This is a genomic window from Mycolicibacterium insubricum, from assembly GCF_010731615.1.
Lineage (GTDB): Bacteria > Actinomycetota > Actinomycetes > Mycobacteriales > Mycobacteriaceae > Mycobacterium > Mycobacterium insubricum.
The window spans coordinates 833,040-851,003 of record NZ_AP022618.1 but is presented as its reverse complement, the minus strand read 5'-3'; the positions used below and the strand labels follow the sequence as shown (position 1 = coordinate 851,003).

The window sequence follows — 17,964 nt, the reverse complement described above, 5'->3', positions numbered from 1 at the left end:
ACCCGGACGCAAAAACCGTTGCACCGGCGGGTAACACCGGCTGCCTAGCGTCATCGGCAGATACGACGAGAGGACAGCGATGCGAAACACCGTCATCGTCATCGGCCACGGCATGGTCGGCCACCGCTTCGTCGAGGCGCTGCGCGCCCGGGACACCGACGGCCGATGGCAGGTGGTGGTTCTCGGCGAAGAGGCCGATGCGGCGTATGACCGGGTCGGTCTGTCCGGCTACGTGGGCAGCTGGCAACGCGACGCCCTGGCGCTGCCGGGCAACGACTACGCCGACGACGACGCCGTCACGCTGCGCCTGGGCACCCGGGTCGCCGGCATCGACCGCGCCGACCGCCTGGTGATCACCGAGACCGGCGAATCTCTCGGCTACGACGCGCTGGTGCTGGCCACCGGATCGAGCGCCTTCGTGCCCCCGGTGCCCGGGCGGGAGCTGCCCGGCTGCCACGCCTACCGCACCCTCGACGATCTGGACGCGATCCGCGCCGACGCCGACGCCGCTCTGGCCCGCGAACAGGCACCGGTCGGTGTGGTCATCGGCGGCGGCCTGCTCGGCCTGGAAGCCGCCAACGCCCTGTCGCTGATGGGTCTGTCGCCGCACGTGGTGGAACGCAACCCGCGCCTGATGCCGCGCCAGGTCGACCAGGCCGGCGGCGAGCATCTGGCCCGGATGATCGGCGAGCTGGGCATCGGGATCACCCTGTCGGCCGACACCCTCGCCATCGAAGCGGGCGAGTCCGGCGGTCTGACCGTACAGCTGTCCGGTGACCGGTCCCTGGCGGCCGCGGTGGTGGTGTTCGCCGCCGGGGTTCGCCCCCGCGACGAGCTGGCCGCCTCCGCCGGCCTGGAGTTGGCCGACCGCGGCGGGGTGCTCACCGACCTCACCGGTGCCACCAGTGATCCGTCCGTCTACGCGATCGGCGAGGTGGCCGCCGTCGGCGGCCGCTGCTACGGCCTGGTCGGGCCCGGCTACGCCACCGCAGAGGTGGTCGCCGACCGACTGCTCGGCGGTGACGCCGAGTTCCCGGGTGCGGACACGTCCACCAAGCTCAAGCTGCTCGGCGTGGACGTCGCCAGCTTCGGTGACGCCCTCGGCGAGACGCCGGGCGCGCTGAGCGTCGTGGTCAGCGACCCGATCAACGGCACCTACAAGAAGCTGGTGCTCTCCGACGACGCGGCGACCCTGCTCGGCGGTGTGCTGGTCGGCGACGCCGGCGGCTACGGCCTGCTGCGGCCGCTGGTCGGTTCCGCCCTGCCCGGCGATCCCGTCGCGCTGATCTCGCCGGCCGCCGGCGCCCCGGCGCTCGGCGTCTCCGCGCTCGGCGACGACGCCCAGATCTGTTCCTGCAACGACGTTTCCAAGGGCGACCTGTGCTCGGCGATCGCCGCCGGGGCCTGCGACGTGGCGGCGCTGAAGCGCTGCACCGCGGCGGGCACGTCCTGCGGATCGTGCGTTCCGCTGCTGTCGGCGATCCTCGCCGACGCCGGCGTCGAGCAGTCCAGCGCGCTGTGCGAGCACTTCGCGATGCCCCGTGCCGAGCTGTTCGAGCTGGTGCGGGCCAGCGGCATCCGGTCCTTCTCCGGGCTGATCGACCGGTTCGGCACCGGAACCGGTTGTGACATCTGCAAACCCACCGTCGCCTCGATCCTGGCGTCGACCAGCAGTGACCACATCCTCGACGGCGAGGCCGCCGCGCTGCAGGACTCCAACGACCACTTCCTGGCCAACATCCAACGCAACGGCACCTATTCGGTGGTCCCCCGGGTGCCCGGCGGCGACATCACCCCCGAGCAGCTGATCCTGATCGGCGAGATCGCGCGGGATTTCGGTCTTTACACCAAGATCACCGGCGGCCAGCGGATCGACATGTTCGGGGCGACCGTCGATCAGCTGCCGCTGATCTGGCGTCGGCTGGTCGACGGCGGAATGGAATCCGGTCAGGCGTACGGTAAGTCGCTGCGGACGGTGAAGAGCTGCGTCGGCTCGGACTGGTGCCGCTACGGCCAGCAGGACTCGGTGCAGCTGGCCATCGACCTAGAGATGCGCTACCGGGGGCTGCGGTCGCCGCACAAGATCAAGATGGGCGTGTCGGGCTGCGCCCGGGAGTGTGCGGAGGCCCGCGGCAAGGACGTCGGGGTGATCGCCACCGAATCCGGTTGGAACCTCTACGTCTGCGGCAACGGCGGCATGACGCCCAAGCACGCGCAGCTGCTCGCCGGCGATCTGGACACCGAGACACTGATCCGCTACATCGACCGGTTTCTGATGTACTACGTGCGCTCGGCGGACCGGTTGCAGCGCACCGCACCGTGGCTGGAGGCCCTCGACGGCGGCATGGATCGCCTGCGCGCCGTCGTCATCGACGACGTGCTGGGCCTGGCAGCCGATTTCGAGGCCGACATGGCCCGCCACGTCGCCGGCTACTCGTGCGAATGGAAGGGCGTCCTCGACGACCCGGACAAGCTGTCGCGGTTCGTCAGCTTCGTCAACGCCCCGGACGTTCCCGACCCGACCATCGTGTTCGGCGAACACCACGGCCGCAAGGTCCCGGTGCTGCTCGGCGACCCCGCAATGCCCACCCGATCGGAGAAAGTGAGCCCGTCATGACCCTGGCCTTCGACCTCAAGCACTGGTCCCGGGACTGGACCGCCGCCTGCGGAATGGAACACCTGCAGCGCACCCGCGGCGTCGCGGTGCTGCTGCCGGACAACTCCCAGGTGGCGCTGTTCCGGCTGGCCGACGACAGTCTGCGCGCGGTCGGCAACATCGACCCGATCGGCCGGGCGGCGGTGCTGTCGCGGGGCATCGTCGGTGACCGCAACGGTTTCCCGGTGGTGCACTCACCACTGAAGAAGCAGGCGTTCAGTCTGCTCGACGGCCGCTGCCTGGACGTCGAGGGCATCCGGATCCCGGTGTACGCCACCCGGATCAACCTCGACGGCACCGTCCTGGTGGCCAACTCCCCGGAGATCCGGTTCGGTTTCCGGCCGCGGCTGGCGGCGGCGTCCTGATGACGGTGCTGCTGGTCGCGCACGGCACCCGGCACACCCGCGGGGTGGCGATGATCGGTGACCTCGCGGCCGCGATATCCGCCCGTCTCGGCGAGACGGTGGCGGTGAGCTTCGTCGACGTACTCGGCCCGCGGCCGGCTGAGGCGTTCAGCACGCTGGGTGGATCGCAGGTGGCCGTCGTACCGGCCTTCCTGACCCGCGGTTACCACGTGCGCGTCGATCTGCCGGCCCAGCTGCGCGACTTCCCGAACGCGGTGGTTACGCCGGCCCTGTGCCAGGGTAGCGGCATCGTCGAGGCACTGGCGGACCGGTTGTGCCAGGCCGGGTACCGCGCGGGCGACGCCGTGGTACTGGCCGCGGCGGGGTCCTCGGATCCGTTGGCGCACAGTGATATCCGTCGGACGGGACGGTTGCTCGCGGACCGCATCGGCGCGCCGGTGCGGATCGGGTTCGCCGGTGCTCCGCACGGCGAGTTCGCGTCGGTGCCCGACGTGGTCGCCGAGCTGCGGGCCGGCGGCGCCCGGCGGGTGGCGATCGCGTCGTACCTGTTGGCCGACGGGTTGTTCGCCCGCCGGCTGCACGCCACGGGTGCCGATGTGGTGGCCGAGCCGCTGGGTCTGCATCCGGCGGTCATCGAGGCCCTGTGCGAACTGGCGACCAGCCCGGTTGGTCGCGGGTTGATCGCGGGGTTCAATGCGGACGGTCCCGGCTTCCCCTCGGCTCCGCGGCCACTCGCTACGCTCGCGTCCACTCCGCCGAGCCTCGCCGAACCGCCCGGGTCTCAGTCCATGGCCAGCCGATAACCCCGTTTGACCACCGTCCCGATGATCTCCCGGGCACCCAGTGCCGTCCGCAGCCGCCCGACGGCCACCTCGACGGCGTGCGGGTCGGTGCCGCCGACGGGCAGCAGTTCCAGCAGGTCCGACCGGGACACCACATCACCGGGCCGGGCGGCCAGCGCCCGCAGGATCACCAGTCCGGATCCGGACACCTCACGCACCTGCCCGTCGACGACGACGGCGGCGGCCCGGATACCGACCCGGCGCCCGGCCACCCGCAGTTCCGGCCGGCGGGCCGGCAGGTCCTCGCTGACCAGCCGGGCCAGCGCGCCCAGCCGCATCCGTTCCGGCACCACCGGATCCACCCCGGCGGCCAGCAGCGGGGCCGCCGTGACCGGGCCCACGCAGTAGCTGACGACCGGACCGCGCAGCGCCGCCAGCAGGGCGTCGGACACCCCGATCTCGCTCGCCCGCAACAGCATCGAGGCCACCGCGGGTGCGGAAGTGAAGGTCACCGCATCGACGCCGCCCGCGGCGATCTCGCCGATCAACTCGTCGAAGGCGCCGGTGTCGGCGGGCTGTTCCCACCGGTAGACCGGCACGCCGATCACCTGGGCACCCCGCTCGCGCAGGCCGGACAGAAACCCGGGGTTGGGATCCCACGCCTCGATCGCGCCGTGCAACTGCACGGCGACCCGCTTGCCGTCCAGATCCCCGTCGCTCAGGTGCGCCAGCACCTCCGCCGAGGACTCCGAGGCCGGCGACCACTCCTCCTGCAGTCCGGCGGCCCGCAGTGCACCGGTGGCCTTCGGCCCGCGGGAGATCACCCGCGCGCCGGCCAGCGCGGCCAGCAGCGCGTCGGCCTGCCCCCAACCCTCGGCGGCCTCGATCCAGCCGCGGAATCCGATACCCGTGGTGGCGATCAACAGCTGCGGCGGCTCGTCGATCAGCGCATCGGTCACCATCCGCAGGGCGGTGTCGTCGGCCAACGGAACCATCGCGATCGCCGCCGCGGAGCGCACCCGGGCACCGCGGCGGACCAGCAGTGCGGCGAGCTCCTCGGATCGGCGGGCGGCGGTGATGGCGATGGTGAAACCCGCCAGCGGGGAGGCCGCACCGGCCGTCGACTCAGAACTCATACAGGCATTTTCCCACCCACTGCGTCGGACACGGCGGCAATACGCCCGGTCGCCCCGCCCGGCATCGCCACATAGGCCCGCCAGGTGATCAGCGCGGCAACCAGATACCCGGCGGCGAACACGGCGAATGCGACGGTCGCGGTGCCGGTGGCCTGGAACGACTGCCGCAGCACCAGGTTGATCCCGACACCGCCCAGCCCGCCGATGGCACCGGCGATGCCGATCACCGCACCGGACATCGACCGCGAGTAGGCAGTCCGGCCGGCTTCGTCCAGCGGCAGAGACCGCGAGGCGGCGTCGAACACCGACGGGATGATCTTGTACACCGAGCCGTTGCCCAGCCCGGACAGCACGAACAGCGCGACGAACGCGACCGACAGCACTGCGATCGAGCCGCCACCGGCCAGCAGCACCGCGGCCGCACCGAACATGGCGATGAACACCCAGAACGTCACGGTGGCCCCGCCGATCCGGTCGGCCAGCCGGCCGCCGTAGACCCGGCTGATCGAGCCGAGCAGCGGACCGATGAAGGCGATCTGCGCGGTGTGCAGGGCGGCAGTCCCGGCGTCCAGGCCGTGCGCCCGGAAGTTCAGCATGAGCATCTGGCCGAACGCGAAGGAGAACCCGATGAACGACCCGAAGGTGCCGATGTAGAGCAGCGAGATGACCCAGGTGTGCCGATTGCCCAGCGCCGCGCGCATGGCGCGCAGATCAACCCCGGGTCCCTCCAGATTGTCCATGAAGACCGCCGCGCCCATCGCGGCGACGGCCAGCGCCAGCAGGTAGAACGCGCACACCCAGTACGGCTGACGGTCACCGGCGGTCGCGATCACCAGCAGGCCCAACAGCTGCACGGCCGGCACGCCCAGGTTCCCGCCACCGGCGTTGAGTCCCAGCGCCCAGCCCTTGAGCCGCTGGGGATAGAACGCGTTGATATTGGTCATCGACGACGCGAAGTTGCCGCCACCCAGGCCGGTCAGCGCCGCGCACACCAGATACACCCACAGCCCCTGACCCGGATTGGCCAGGATCCAGACCGTCGCGAGGACCGGGACCAACAGCACCGCCGCGGAGAACACGGTCCAGTTGCGGCCGCCGAACCGGGAGGTGGCCATCGAGTACGGAAAGCGAAGCAGCGCACCGGTACACGTCGCGGTGGCGGCGATCAGGAACTTGTCGGCGACCGAGATCCCGTACACCTCGGTCGGCATGAACAGCACCATCACCGACCACAGCGACCACACCGAGAAGCCGATGTGTTCGGCCATCACCGACCAGACGAGGTTCCGGCGGGCGATCGCCGAACCCCCGTTGTCCCAGGCGTTCCGATCCTCGGGATCCCAATCGGTCAGGGTGCGTGCGCGTTTCGCTGCCACATGTGCCTCCAGGTATCGGCGCCGCCGGTGGGCGCGGTCGGGGTCGGCCCGATCGATATTCAACCTAGGAAGGCGATGTTGCCGGAACCGGCGGCGGCGGTCACCGCGACGTAAGCATTACCTCTCACCGCTTCCGGTATCGGTTGTGAGAACCGGCCGTTCAGGCCGTGAGCGCGGGAATCCAGCGGCGCCGCATAACCACCAGGACCAGCAGACTCATCCCCAACAACCCGACCGCCATCGCGATCGCCGCGTCGTCGTCGCGTTGCAACTGCAGATAGATTGCCAGCGGCAGGGTTTGGGTGACGCCGGCCACATTTCCGGCGAAGGTGACGGTGGCGCCGAACTCACCGAGCGCCCGGGCGAAGCACATCACCGCGCCGGCGACGATGCCGGACCGGATCTGGGGCACTACCACCCGCAGGAACGTCTGCATCCGCCCCGCCCCCAGCGTGTAGGCGGCCTCTTCCGCGTCGCGGTCCCGGGCGCGCAGCGCGGCTTCCACGCTGATCACCAGAAACGGCATCGCCACCACCAGTTGGGCGATCACCACCCCGGCGAAGGTGTAGGTGGGCGTCCAGTGCCACCAGGCCTCCAGGTAGCGCCCGATCAGGCCGCGCCGGGCGAACAGGCTCAGCAGCGCCGCGCCGATCACCACCGGCGGCAGCACCATGGGCACAACCACGAGCAGACGAAGGAAACGGGTGCCGCGCATCCGGTCACCGGCCAGCACCGCCGCCAGCGGCACCCCCAAAACCAGGGCCAGCGCTGTCGCCAGCCCAGCCGCCGACAGCGACACCAGCAGCGCGGACCGGGCCGAGGGCGCGCTCAGCAACTCCGGGATCCGCGCCCACGGCGCGGCGGCGGCCAACGCGATCACCGGCGCCCCCAGCACGACGGCGCCCAGTGCGGCCACCAGCACCATCGGCGCGGGCAGCCCGGAGCGCGGGCCCCCGATCACGGCCCGCCACCGGGCCCGATTCACGGCACGCCGAAGCCGGCGGCGGTGAAGATGTCGCGGCCCCGCGATGACGTCATCAGCGTGACGAAGTCGCGGCCGGCGTCGGTCAGCGATGCCGCGGGGTACTGGTTGACCGGGGCGTGGGGAATGGCGATGGTCTCGACCTTGTCGCCGGCGGAGCGGGCGTCGGTGGCGTAGACCAGGGCGGCGTCGGCCTCCCCGCGGGTCACCGAGCCCAGTGCGGCCCGCACGTCCGGCGCCCGGCTGATCGGCTGCGGCGTCGCCCCGATACCGGCGAGCGCGGCGTCGGCGGCCGCCCCGCAGGGCACCTCGCTGGCGCAGACCACCGACCGCGCCCCGGGGCGGGCGAAAAAGTCCAGCCCGGTCACATGCCCCGGATTACCCTGCGGCACAACGATGACCAACACGTTGGTGGCGACGACCACCGGGTCCGCGGCCACCTTCTGCTCGACGGCCTGGTCCATGGTGCGGGTGTCGGCGGTGACCAGTACGTCCCCGTCGGCGCCGGAGGCCAGGCGACGCACCAGCTCCGAGGAGGCCGCGGTGTCCACCTGCACCGTCACCTCGGGATGGTCGTCGTGAAAGGCACTCGTCAGCGTGTTCATCACGTCGACCAGCGATGCCGCGGCCAACACCCGCAGCGTTTTCCGGTCGCCCGAACCGCACCCGGTGACGCCGCCGAGCAGCACGGTAATCGCGATCACCGCCGCGAATACCCGGAACATGTTGCGCCTAGCCATTTTTCACCCTCCCGCAAACGGCGGCAGCAGATCCACGGTCGCCCCCAGCACTGCCTCGTCGTTGCACAGCAGCGCGTCGCCGTCGAGCACCGCGCTGACCCGGACCAGTTCCGCCGCACCCGGATGGGCCGCGGCGACCGCCGCCCGCAGCGCGCCCACGGTGGCTCCGGCGACGGCGAGGGTTTCGCTGCGGCAGTCCGTAAGGTCCGCCAGCGCCGCGTAGTAGGTGACGGTGACCACGGGCGGTTCGGCGAGGCTCGGCGGAGTGGACGCGAGCGCAGCGAGTGGCCGCGGAGCCGAGGGGAAACCGGGACCGCCCGCAGATTGCACTTGCTTCTCAACCACCGATGGCGCCCATCGAGCGACGCGGATGCTGCAGGCGCGCAACCGGATCGTGCCCGGCGGATTTGCGCGCGGTGACCGCCTGCCAGGCCTCGGCCAGCGCGTCGTCGTCCCCGCCGGCGCGCAGCACCGCGCGCAGGTCGAGCTCGTCGTCGGAGAAGAGGCACGGCCGCACCCGGCCGGTGGCGGTGATCCGGGTGCGATCGCAGGTACCGCAGAACGACCGGGTCATCGACGCGATCACCCCGACGGTCGCGGGCCCGTCGTCGACCCGCCACAGTTCGGCCGGGGCTCCGGGATCGTCGCGTCCCAGCGGGGTCAGCGCCACGTGCCGTCCCAGCTCCGCCAGCAGATCCGCGGCGGTGACGAGGGTGTCCGGACGCCAGGTCTCCTCGGCGTCCAGCGGCATCGCCTCGATGAACCGCAGCTGCAGTCCCCGGTCGATGCACCAGCGCAGCAGATCGACCGCGCCGGAGAGGGTTTCCGGCAGCAGCACCGCGTTGATCTTGACCGGCCCGATGCCGGTGGCGCGGATCGCGTCGATCCCGGCGATCACATCGGGCAGCCGATCCCGCCGGGCCAGTGCGACGAACGCGGCGCGGTCCACGGTGTCCAGCGAGATGTTGATCCGGCTCAGACCGGCGGCCACCAGGTCCGCCGCCCGGTGTGCCAGGCCGACTCCGTTGGTGGTCAACGCCACCGGCAGCTCGCTGTGGCGCGCGCGGATCATCGCGATGATCCGCTCCAGGTCGCGGCGGACCAGCGGTTCGCCCCCGGTCAGGCGCACCTCCGCGATACCGAGCCGATCGACGGCGACGTCCACCAGCCGGCACACCTCCTCGGCCGTCAACAGCTCCGGGGTCGGCAACGACGGCAGGCCGTGGGCGGGCATGCAGTAGCGGCAGCGCAGAGTGCAGTCCTGGGTGAGCGATATGCGCAGATCACGGGCGCGACGGCCGAATCCGTCGCGCAGTTCGGCAACCCGCAGAGCCTGGGTACCTGCCACATCTGCAGGCTAACCGATCCAGCCGCTGCCCGCGTGCCCGGGCATCTAGTCTGGGTATGTGGAACGACGGTCGGTCGATGAGCACCGCGCGGCGCTGACCACGGCACTGGCGTCGGTGTGCGGGACGTGCCGGGTGCCGATCGGCGCGGCGCTGGGCCGGGTGACCGCGACCGCGGTCCGGGCCGGCTGTGCGCTGCCGCTGTTCGACAACTCCGCGATGGACGGTTTCGCCGTCCGCGCCGCCGACGTACGGCCGGGACGGCCCCTTCCGGTGTCCGGCCGGATCTTCGCAGGCGACGTGGCGGTGCCGGCGTTGCCGCCGGGACGGGCGGCGGCGATCATGACCGGCGCACCCCTGCCGGCCGGCGCCGACGCGGTCATCCCGGTCGAGCAGTCCCGCGAAGAGAACGGCGCGGTGCGATTCGACACCGAACCGCGGAGCGGGGCCTTCGTCCGCCGCTCCGGGGAGGACGTCACCGTCGGCGCCCGGGTGGTGGATGGTGGGATTCGGCTGACACCAAGGCATATCGGTGCGCTGGCCACCGCCGGCGCGGCCGAGGTCACGGTGCACCGGAGCCCGCGGGTGGCGGTGTTCTCCACCGGCTCCGAGCTCGTCGCACCCGGCAGGCCGCTTGTCCCGGGCCAGATCTGGGAATCCAATTCGCTGTTGCTGTCGGCCCTGCTGGCCCGGAACGGTGCCGAGGTCACCGTCGCGACGGCGCTCGGCGACGACGCCGACCTGGGTGGAGCCCTATCGGCCGCCGCGCCGGACGCCGATCTGATCCTCACCTCCGGTGGCGTCTCGATGGGCGAGCGCGAACCGGTGCGCCAATTGCTGGGCTCCCGCGGCTGGTTCGGCCCGCTCGCCATGCAGCCGGGCGGCCCGCAGGGTCTGGCCGACTGGGACGGCACACCCGTGGTGTGTTTCCCGGGCAACCCGGTGAGTGTCCTGGTGTCCTTCGAGGTATTGTTGCGCAACATCATTCGCCAGTCCGCCGGCCTTCCCCCGGTGGTCGCCGACACGGCGCGGGTGTCCCACGACATCACGTCGATCCCCGGGCGCACCCAGTTCCTGCGCGGCCGAACGGATTCCGGTGCCGTCGCCGTCGTCGGCGGTCCGGGCAGCCACCTGGCGGTGACCGCCGCTGACGCCGACGTGCTGATCGAGATCGACGCCACGACCACCCGGGTGAACGCCGACCAGGAGGTGCGGACATGGCCGCTGACGAACTGAGCCACCTGCGCGCCGACGGCACGGCCGCCATGGTCGACGTCGGCGGGAAGCCGGTGACCGCGCGGGTCGCGGTGGCCGGAGCCACCTTCATCACCACCCCCGCGGTGCTGGCCGCGGTGACCGCGGGCACCGTCGGCAAGGGCGATGTGCTGGCCACCGCCCGGATCGCCGGGATCATGGCCGCCAAGCGCACCGCGGAGCTCATCCCCCTGTGCCATCCGCTGCCGCTGGACCGGGTCGCGGTGGATTTCCGGTTGCACGCCGACCGGATCGAGGTGACGGCCACCACCGCCACCACCGGCCGTACCGGTGTCGAGATGGAGGCGCTGACCGCGGTGACCGTCGCCGGGCTGACCCTGCACGACATGGTCAAGGCGATGGATCCGGCCGCGGTGCTGACCGATATCGCCCTGCGGGAGAAGACCGGCGGCAAACACGGTCACTGGACCCGGCCGGGCGCCGAGACCGCACCGCCGCCGGGCCGGGTGGCGCTGGCCGACACCGGCACGGCGATCGTGCTGGTGTCCTCGACCCGGATCGCCGCCGGGGAGCGCACCGACAAGACCGGGCCGGTGATCGCCGACTGGCTGCGCGACCGCGGCTTTGCCGTCGGCGACCCCCGGGTGGTCGCCGACGCGGACTTCGCCGCGGCACTGGCCGCCGCGCTCGCCGAAACACCCGCCGTGCTGATCAGCACCGGCGGCACCGGGCCCACCAACGACGACCGGGTACCCGAGGCCACCGCGGCGCGGCTGACCATGCCGATGCCCGGGATCGCCGAGGCGATGCGGGCCGACGGCCGCCGGTCCACCCCGTTCGCCGCGCTCAGCCGCGGGCTGGCGGGGCTGGCCGGATCCACGTTCGTGGTCAACCTGCCGGGCTCGACCGGCGGGGTCGCCGACGGGCTGGCGGTGCTCGGCCCGCTGCTCGACCACCTGGTCGGTTTGGCCGGCGGTTCAGCGAGGCCGGAGGAGGAGGCCGAGCTGGCGGAGCCTGCGGAGCCAGCGCTGGCCGGATCCGACCATTGGGTAGGCGGAGGTGGCGCGAGCGGAGCGAGTGCCGACGGAGCCGAGGGGAAGCTGGGACCGCCGCATGTACCCGGGCCCGGCACACCGGGCGGCCCCCGGGAGCACCGGTGACCGGCATCGTCGAGCACCCGCTGGACCCGCGGGACTGCGAGGCCCGGGTGCACACCGACGCCGACGGCGCCGTCGTCACCTTCACCGGGGTGGTGCGCGATCACCACGACGGTCGCGCGGTGACCGGCCTGCGCTACGAGGCGCACCCGCGCGCCGACGAGTTCCTGCAGCATGTGCTCACCGCCCATCGGCGCGACGACATCCGGGTGGCCGCGCAGCACCGAGTCGGCGCGCTGGCCGTCGGCGAGGTGGCGGTGGTGGTCGCGGTGGCCGCCGCCCATCGGGGCGAGGCGTTCGCGGTGTGCGCGCAGGTGATCGACGAGATCAAGGCGACGGTGCCGATCTGGAAGTACGAGAGCTACGCCGACGGCGACGCCGACTGGGTCACCCCCTGTTGCTGACCCTGCCAACGAGGCGCGGACACCAGGCAACCGTTGGATATCAATTTTCCGCGCGATGCCCGGGTACCGCCGGTCATGAGGGACGATGGGGGGATGCATGCGCACTGCGGGCCCGAGGCTGCCGAAAAACAGCCCGCCCACCCGCATCGCCGGGTCACCAGTTTCCGGTCCCGCCGGTCCACGCTGACCGACTCCCAGCAGGCCACCTGGGATCGCCGCTGGCCGGCCTGGGGTGCGCTGGCCCGCGATGACGACGACGGCTACCCGCAGCTCGACGTGCCGGCGTGGTTTCACCGGACGGCGCCGCTGGTGCTGGAGGTGGGCTGCGGAACCGGCGTCTCGACGCTGGCCATGGCACACGCCGAACCGGAGCTGGACGTGCTGGCCGTCGAGGTCTACAAGAAGGGTCTGGCCCAGTTGCTGTGCGCGATGGACCGCGACGCCACCGCGACCGGCTGGGAACCCAACATCCGGCTGATCCGCGGCGACGGTCTGGACGTGCTGGAGCATCTCGTCGGCGATGCCACGCTGACCGGCGTGCGGGTGTTCTTCCCGGATCCTTGGCCCAAGAGCCGGCACCACAAACGGCGGCTGCTGCAACCGGCGACGGTCGCGCTGATCGCCGACCGGCTGGTGCCCGGCGGGGTGTTCCACGCCGCCACCGATCACGCCGACTATGCCGAGCAGATCGGCGAGGTCGGCGACGGGGAACCGCGGCTGCGCCGGGTGAGCGACCCGGACGAACTCGACGCCCTGCCGATCTCGGTGCACCGCCCCACCACCAAGTACGAGGCGAAGGCCGCCGTGGTCGGCAGCCCGATCAACGAATTCGTGTGGGTGCGGGTGTGATGTCGGACACCGCCGTGATGACCGCGGAACCGGGGACCGAGCCGACGGCCGAGCCGGCGACGGTGCCGGCGACGAGCACCCCGCCGCGGGTGCTGCTGGTCTGGGACGCCCCCAACCTGGATATGGGTCTGGGCTCGATTCTGGGCGGCCGCCCGACGGCGGCGCACCGGCCCCGCTTCGACGCGCTGGGCCGCTGGCTGCTGCAGGTGACCGCCGAGCGCAGCGCCGCCCTCGGCGGCGACGGCGACGGCGTCGTCCTCGAGCCCGAGGCCACGGTCTTCACCAATATCGCCCCGGGCACCGCCGAGGTGGTGCGGCCGTGGGTCGAGGCGCTGCGCAACGTCGGTTTCGCGGTGTTCGCCAAACCCAAGATCGACGAAGACTCCGACGTGGATGCCGACATGCTCGCCCACATCGCACTGCGCCGATCCGAGGGTCTGGCCGCGCTGCTGGTGGCCTCGGCCGACGGGCAGGCGTTCCGGCTGCCGCTGGAGGAGATCGCCCGCGACGACCACACCCCGGTCAGCGTGCTCGGATTTCGCGAACATGCCAGCTGGGCGCTAGCGTCGGATACCTTGGAGTTTGTCGACCTGGAGGACATCGACGGTGTCTTCCGGGAACCGCTCCCGCGAATCGGCCTCGATTCGCTGCCCGAACAAGGGGCATGGCTGCAGCCGTTCCGGCCGCTGTCGTCGCTACTGGCGGCAAAAGCGTGACACGGATACGCCGCGAGGCCGCCGAAATACTTATAGGACAGCGTTAGGAGCTTAGGTGTTCGCCTGGTGGGGTCGAATGGTGTACCGCTTCCGGTACATCGTCATCGGCGTGATGGTGGCATTGTGCCTGGGCGGTGGCGTCTACGGCATCTCGCTCGGCGAGCACGTCACCCAGAGTGGCTTCTACGACGACACCAGTGAGTCGGTGCACGCCTCGCTGGTCGCCGACGACGCCTACGGACGAGACCGGACCAGCCACGTGGTGGCGATCCTGACCCCGCCGGACGACAAGAAGGTCACCGACCTCGCCTGGCAGAAGAGCGTCAAGGCCGACCTGAGCGCACTGGCCGAAAAGCACAAGAACCAGCTGGAGACCTTCCCGGGCCCCGACGGCAAGCCGACCGCCGGCGTCGGCTGGATCCGCCAGCCCGACGCCGACCCCGCCACGGAGAACGGCGCCAAACTGCAGGCGATGAAGACCTCGGACCTGCGGCACACGTTCATCACGCTGCCGCTGCAGGGCAACAACGACGACGAGATCCTGAAGAACTACCAGAAGGTCGAACCCGACCTGCGCCAGATCAACGGCGGCAACGTCGAACTGGCCGGGCTCAACCCGCTGGCCAGTGAACTGACCGGCACCATCGCCGTCGACCAGCAGCGCGCCGAAGTGGCCGCGATTCCGCTGGTGGCCATTCTGCTGTTCTTCGTCTTCGGCGGCGTGGTGGCCGCCACCCTGCCGGCCATCATCGGTGGCCTGTCCATCGCCGGCGCGTTGGGCATCATGCGGCTGGTCGCCGACCACGCCCCGGTGCACTTCTTCGCCCAGCCGGTGGTGACGCTGATCGGTCTGGGCATCGCCATCGACTACGGCCTGTTCATCGTCAGCCGGTTCCGCGAGGAGATAGCCGAGGGCTACGACACCGAAGCGGCGGTCCGAAGAACCGTGATGACCTCGGGCCGGACGGTCATGTTCTCCGCCGTCATCATCGTGGCGTCGTCGCTGCCGCTGCTGCTCTTCCCGCAGGGCTTCCTCAAGTCGATCACCTACGCGATCATCGCCTCGGTCATGCTCTCGGCGATCCTGTCGATCACCGTGCTGGCGGCCATCCTGGCCATCCTCGGACCGAACGTCGACGCCCTGGGCGTCAACACCCTGCTGCGGGTGCCGTTCCTGCGGAACTGGAGCTTCAGCCGTCGGCTCATCGACTGGTTCGCGGCCAAGACCCAGAAGACCAAGACCCGCGAAGAGGTCGAGAACGGTTTCTGGGGCCGGCTGGTCAACATGGTGATGAAACGGCCGCTGACCTTCGCGATACCGATCCTGATCTTCATGGTCGCGCTGATCATTCCGCTGGGCAAACTCACCTTCGCCGGCATCAGCGAGAAGTACCTGCCGCCGGACAACTCGGTCCGCATGGCCCAGGAGCACTTCGACCAGTTGTTCCCGACGTTCCGGACCGCCCCGCTGACGCTGGTCATCGAGAGCACCAACGGCCAGGCGCTGACCGACGCCCAGGTCAACGACGCCCGCAACCAGGCCACCAAGGTGTCCGGATTCGTGCCCACCGAGGGCAAGCTGTGGCAGGACCGCGGCACGTCGAAGAACCCGAACGTGCGGGTGCTGCAGAACGGTCTGGAGGACAGTTCCAGCACCAACGCGTCGAACAAGATCGCCGAGCTGCGCGAGGACATTCACGCGCCGGCCGGCACCCGGGTGTCCGTCGGCGGCACCCCTGCGCTGGAGCAGGACAGTATCCACAGCCTGTTCGCCAAGCTGCCGCTGATGGTGCTGCTGCTGATCACCACCACCACGGTGCTGATGTTCCTGGCGTTCGGTTCGCTGGTGCTGCCGATCAAGGCGGCGCTGATGAGCGCGCTGACCCTGGGCTCCACCATGGGCGTGCTGAGCTGGATGTTCATCGAGGGCCACGGTGCCGGGCTGATGAACTACACGCCGCAGCCACTGATGGCGCCGATGATCGGGTTGATCATCGCGGTGATCTACGGCCTGTCCACCGACTACGAGGTCTTCCTGGTCTCCCGCATGGTGGAGGCCCGGGAACGCGGCATGTCGACGGCCGAATCGATCCGCATCGGCACGGCAACCACCGGCCGGCTGATCACCGCCGCGGCGCTGGTGCTGGCCGTCGTCGCCGGCGCGTTCGTGTTCTCCGACCTGGTGATGATGAAGTACCTGGCCTTCGGCCTGCTCATCGCGCTGCTGCTGGACGCCACCATCATCCGGATGTTCCTGGTTCCGGCCATCATGAAGCTGCTCGGCGACGACTGCTGGTGGGCGCCGCGCTGGATGAAGGTGCTGCAGGTCAAGCTGGGTCTGGGCGAGACGCATCTGCCCGACGAGCGCAAGTCCGCGCCGGTGCGCACCGACGCACCCGTCGGCGCCGTCCCGGTCGGGGCGCTGACCGCGCGCGCTGCGGGCACGGCCCCGCCACGGCCGCAGGATCCGACCCACCCGGGCCCGTCGGGCCCGACCCCGGTCCGCAAACCGGTCCCGCCGCGGGAGACCCCGTCGGCCAGTGGCACGGCACGGATGCCGGCGCCGGACCCGGTGGCTCAGGCCCCCACCTCGCGGATCCCGGACCCGACGGCCGAGGCCGCACCGCCGGCCCGGCCCGGGCCGCCGCCCGCGCGGCAGACCGAGGACGCCCCCACCACCCGGTTCGCCGGGCTGGCCGGAGCCCGCAACGCGGTGCGCCGGGCGGCCGGCAACGCGATGCCCCGCCATCAGCGGCCGCCGGCCCCGGCCGCGGCCCCCGAGGGCGGCGAACGCCAGATCGAGTCCTGGCTGGGTGAACTGCGCGGCAAGCCGGCCGGTCCGCCGTCGGACGCCGACGCCGCGACCACCGCGCTGCCGGTCGGCGACGACCCGGCCACCCGGGCGATCCCCAAGCAGACCCCGGGCGGTTCACAAGAGGGCAAGGAGCCGGAGACCGCGCGGCTGGACGCCCCCGGCGAGCACGAGGACAACCCCACCCACCGCGGCGGTGGCGTCAGCGCACAGGACCTGCTGCGCCGGGAGGGCCGGCTCTAAGAGTCGCCCGGCGGACCGGGGGCGTCGGGGACCAGTGGGCCCTCGATGGCGTCGACCTGTTCCTCGGCGGTCTCGTCACCGGCCACCAGAACCCGGGCCGCGCTGTTGGCGAACGCGATCAGCGGCACCGCCAGCAGGGCTCCGACGATGCCGGCCAGCACGCTGCCGCCGGCGATGCCGAGCACCACGGCCAGCGGGTGGATCGACACCGCCCGGCCCATCACCAGCGGCTGCAGCACGTGCGCCTCGAGTTGCTGCACGGCGATGATCAGGCCGAAGGTCAGCACCGCGTAGACCAGACCCTTAGTCAGCAGCGCCACGACCACGGCCAGGAATCCGGTGACGACGGCACCGACCAGCGGGATGAACGCGCCCAGGAACACCAGTGACGCCAACGGCAGCGCCAGCGGCACCGACATGATGGCCAGCCCGGCGCCGATGCCGACGGCGTCGACCAGCGCCACCACGAAGGTCGCCCGCACGTAACCGATCAGTGAGCCGAAACCGGCCCGACCGGCGTCGCTGACCTTGTCCCGCACGTCGGCCGGGAACACCTTCACCACGAACGCCCAGATGCTCCGCCCGCCGTAGAGGAAGAAGATCAGGGTGAACATGACCAGCAGCGCGCCGGTGATGATCTCGGTGACGGTGGCCGCCGTCGACAGCGCCCCGCTGGTCAGCTTCGACTGGTTGTTGCGGACCGCTTCGATCGTGGAGTTCCCGGCGTTGTCGATCTGCTCGTGGCTGAGCCGCAACGGCCCGTCGACCAGCCAGTGCCGCGCCGAGTCGATACTGCGGGCGACCTGCTCGGACAGGTCGGGAAGGCCGGCAATGAACTGGCTGACCACGAAGGTCAGCAACGCCCCGATGGTGGCGAGTGCGGCCAGCAGGATCAGCGCGACGGCCGCCCCGCGCGGCACCCGATGCCGGTCCAGCCAGTCCACCAGGGGCAGCAGCAACGCGGTGAGCATGGTGGCGATCAGCACCGGCACCACGATCAGTTCCAGTTTGCCGACCACCCACAGCCCCGCGACAACCGCGGCAAGCAGTACCAGCAGCCGCCACGCCCAGGCCGCCGACCTGCGGACCAGCGGGGAAACCGAGTCGTCGTCGCACGTCACCATCGCTCAACGGTAACGGTCGGGTCCCGTGTGTGCGACGCATCGCGCAATGCGCGCGGAGGCC

Annotated in this window: 15 protein-coding genes and 1 pseudogene; 9 read left to right on the top strand and 7 right to left on the bottom strand. The window is 71.2% G+C overall.

Going from position 1 to position 17,964, the window contains the following annotated elements; all coding sequences use genetic code 11:
* Nucleotides 1–79 precede the first annotated feature (79 nt).
* From nirB to G6N16_RS03965, 3 genes are read left to right on the top strand one after another with little or no spacing between them, the layout of a single operon-like run.
* Nucleotides 80–2,617: a nitrite reductase large subunit NirB gene (gene nirB, locus G6N16_RS03975; protein ID WP_083033599.1), complete on the top strand. Its 2,538-nt coding sequence runs from the start codon at nt 80–82 to the stop codon at nt 2,615–2,617.
* Nucleotides 2,614–3,021: a nitrite reductase small subunit NirD gene (gene nirD / locus G6N16_RS03970; RefSeq protein ID WP_083033601.1), complete on the top strand. Its 408-nt coding sequence runs from the start codon at nt 2,614–2,616 to the stop codon at nt 3,019–3,021. Before nirB ends, nirD begins: the two co-directional genes overlap by 4 nt.
* Complete coding sequence (locus tag G6N16_RS03965) at nt 3,021–3,824, top strand: sirohydrochlorin chelatase (protein ID WP_083033603.1); 804 nt, start codon at nt 3,021–3,023, stop codon at nt 3,822–3,824. Before nirD ends, G6N16_RS03965 begins: the two co-directional genes overlap by 1 nt.
* On the opposite strand, the gene G6N16_RS03960 is transcribed toward G6N16_RS03965, so the two are convergent.
* From G6N16_RS03960 to moaA, 6 genes are all read right to left on the bottom strand, one after another.
* On the bottom strand, nt 3,803–4,939 hold the full coding sequence (locus G6N16_RS03960; protein WP_083033605.1) for a uroporphyrinogen-III synthase: 1,137 nt from the start codon (nt 4,937–4,939) through the stop codon (nt 3,803–3,805). The two genes, G6N16_RS03965 and G6N16_RS03960, sit on opposite strands and share 22 nt — an antisense overlap.
* On the bottom strand, nt 4,936–6,315 hold the full coding sequence (locus G6N16_RS03955; protein WP_234806028.1) for an MFS transporter: 1,380 nt from the start codon (nt 6,313–6,315) through the stop codon (nt 4,936–4,938). The genes G6N16_RS03960 and G6N16_RS03955 overlap by 4 nt, the downstream gene beginning before the upstream one ends.
* 160 nt (nt 6,316–6,475) lie before the next feature.
* On the bottom strand, nt 6,476–7,276 hold the full coding sequence (locus G6N16_RS03950; RefSeq protein WP_234806029.1) for an ABC transporter permease: 801 nt from the start codon (nt 7,274–7,276) through the stop codon (nt 6,476–6,478).
* Between the two features lie 20 nt (nt 7,277–7,296).
* Entirely contained in the window at nt 7,297–8,037 is a 741-nt protein-coding gene (modA, locus tag G6N16_RS03945) for a molybdate ABC transporter substrate-binding protein (RefSeq protein ID WP_234806030.1), read from the bottom strand.
* A 3-nt stretch (nt 8,038–8,040) separates the two neighbouring features.
* Nucleotides 8,041–8,277 carry a MoaD/ThiS family protein gene (locus G6N16_RS03940; RefSeq protein WP_083033609.1) on the bottom strand — a complete coding sequence of 79 codons (237 nt, stop codon included), beginning with the start codon at nt 8,275–8,277 and terminating at the stop codon, nt 8,041–8,043.
* Between the two features lie 97 nt (nt 8,278–8,374).
* Nucleotides 8,375–9,385, bottom strand: a complete 1,011-nt coding sequence (gene moaA / locus G6N16_RS03935) for a GTP 3',8-cyclase MoaA (protein ID WP_083033611.1) — start codon at nt 9,383–9,385, stop codon at nt 8,375–8,377.
* Between the two features lie 58 nt (nt 9,386–9,443).
* Here moaA and G6N16_RS03930 point away from each other — a divergent pair, with 58 nt between their 5' ends.
* The 6 genes and pseudogenes from G6N16_RS03930 to G6N16_RS03905 all read left to right on the top strand — a co-directional run bounded on the left by G6N16_RS03930 (nt 9,444) and on the right by G6N16_RS03905 (nt 16,779).
* Complete coding sequence (locus tag G6N16_RS03930) at nt 9,444–10,619, top strand: molybdopterin molybdotransferase MoeA (protein WP_163787765.1); 1,176 nt, start codon at nt 9,444–9,446, stop codon at nt 10,617–10,619.
* Nucleotides 10,601–11,581, top strand: a pseudogene (gene moaCB / locus G6N16_RS03925) (bifunctional molybdenum cofactor biosynthesis protein MoaC/MoaB); the annotation flags it as partial. The gene G6N16_RS03930 and the pseudogene moaCB, both read left to right, overlap by 19 nt.
* Nucleotides 11,582–11,754: 173 nt before the next feature.
* Nucleotides 11,755–12,159: a molybdenum cofactor biosynthesis protein MoaE gene (locus tag G6N16_RS03920; protein ID WP_083033113.1), complete on the top strand. Its 405-nt coding sequence runs from the start codon at nt 11,755–11,757 to the stop codon at nt 12,157–12,159.
* Nucleotides 12,160–12,234: 75 nt separating this feature from the next.
* Nucleotides 12,235–13,008, top strand: coding sequence for a tRNA (guanosine(46)-N7)-methyltransferase TrmB (trmB, locus tag G6N16_RS03915; protein WP_083033119.1), 774 nt, complete (start codon nt 12,235–12,237; stop codon nt 13,006–13,008).
* Nucleotides 13,008–13,724, top strand: coding sequence for a PIN domain-containing protein (locus G6N16_RS03910; RefSeq protein WP_110810948.1), 717 nt, complete (start codon nt 13,008–13,010; stop codon nt 13,722–13,724). Before trmB ends, G6N16_RS03910 begins: the two co-directional genes overlap by 1 nt.
* Before the next feature lie 55 nt (nt 13,725–13,779).
* Nucleotides 13,780–16,779, top strand: a complete 3,000-nt coding sequence (locus G6N16_RS03905) for a trehalose monomycolate exporter MmpL3 (protein WP_163787763.1) — start codon at nt 13,780–13,782, stop codon at nt 16,777–16,779.
* Here the strand turns inward: G6N16_RS03905 and G6N16_RS03900 are convergent.
* Nucleotides 16,776–17,903: an AI-2E family transporter gene (locus G6N16_RS03900; RefSeq protein ID WP_083033110.1), complete on the bottom strand. Its 1,128-nt coding sequence runs from the start codon at nt 17,901–17,903 to the stop codon at nt 16,776–16,778. The genes G6N16_RS03905 and G6N16_RS03900 overlap by 4 nt on opposite strands.
* Nucleotides 17,904–17,964 lie beyond the last annotated feature (61 nt).

What these genes read in the sequence shown, in the direction of transcription:
- nirB (WP_083033599.1), top strand. Translation starts at nt 80, where the DNA reads ATGCGAAACACCGTCATCGTCATCGGCCACGGCATGGTCGGCCACCGC.
- nirD (WP_083033601.1), top strand. Translation starts at nt 2,614, where the DNA reads ATGACCCTGGCCTTCGACCTCAAGCACTGGTCCCGGGACTGGACCGCC.
- G6N16_RS03965 (WP_083033603.1), top strand. Translation starts at nt 3,021, where the DNA reads ATGACGGTGCTGCTGGTCGCGCACGGCACCCGGCACACCCGCGGGGTG.
- G6N16_RS03960 (WP_083033605.1), bottom strand. Translation starts at nt 4,939, where the DNA reads ATGAGTTCTGAGTCGACGGCCGGTGCGGCCTCCCCGCTGGCGGGTTTC.
- modA (WP_234806030.1), bottom strand. Translation starts at nt 8,037, where the DNA reads ATGGCTAGGCGCAACATGTTCCGGGTATTCGCGGCGGTGATCGCGATT.
- trmB (WP_083033119.1), top strand. Translation starts at nt 12,235, where the DNA reads ATGAGGGACGATGGGGGGATGCATGCGCACTGCGGGCCCGAGGCTGCC.
- G6N16_RS03910 (WP_110810948.1), top strand. Translation starts at nt 13,008, where the DNA reads ATGTCGGACACCGCCGTGATGACCGCGGAACCGGGGACCGAGCCGACG.
- G6N16_RS03900 (WP_083033110.1), bottom strand. Translation starts at nt 17,903, where the DNA reads ATGGTGACGTGCGACGACGACTCGGTTTCCCCGCTGGTCCGCAGGTCG.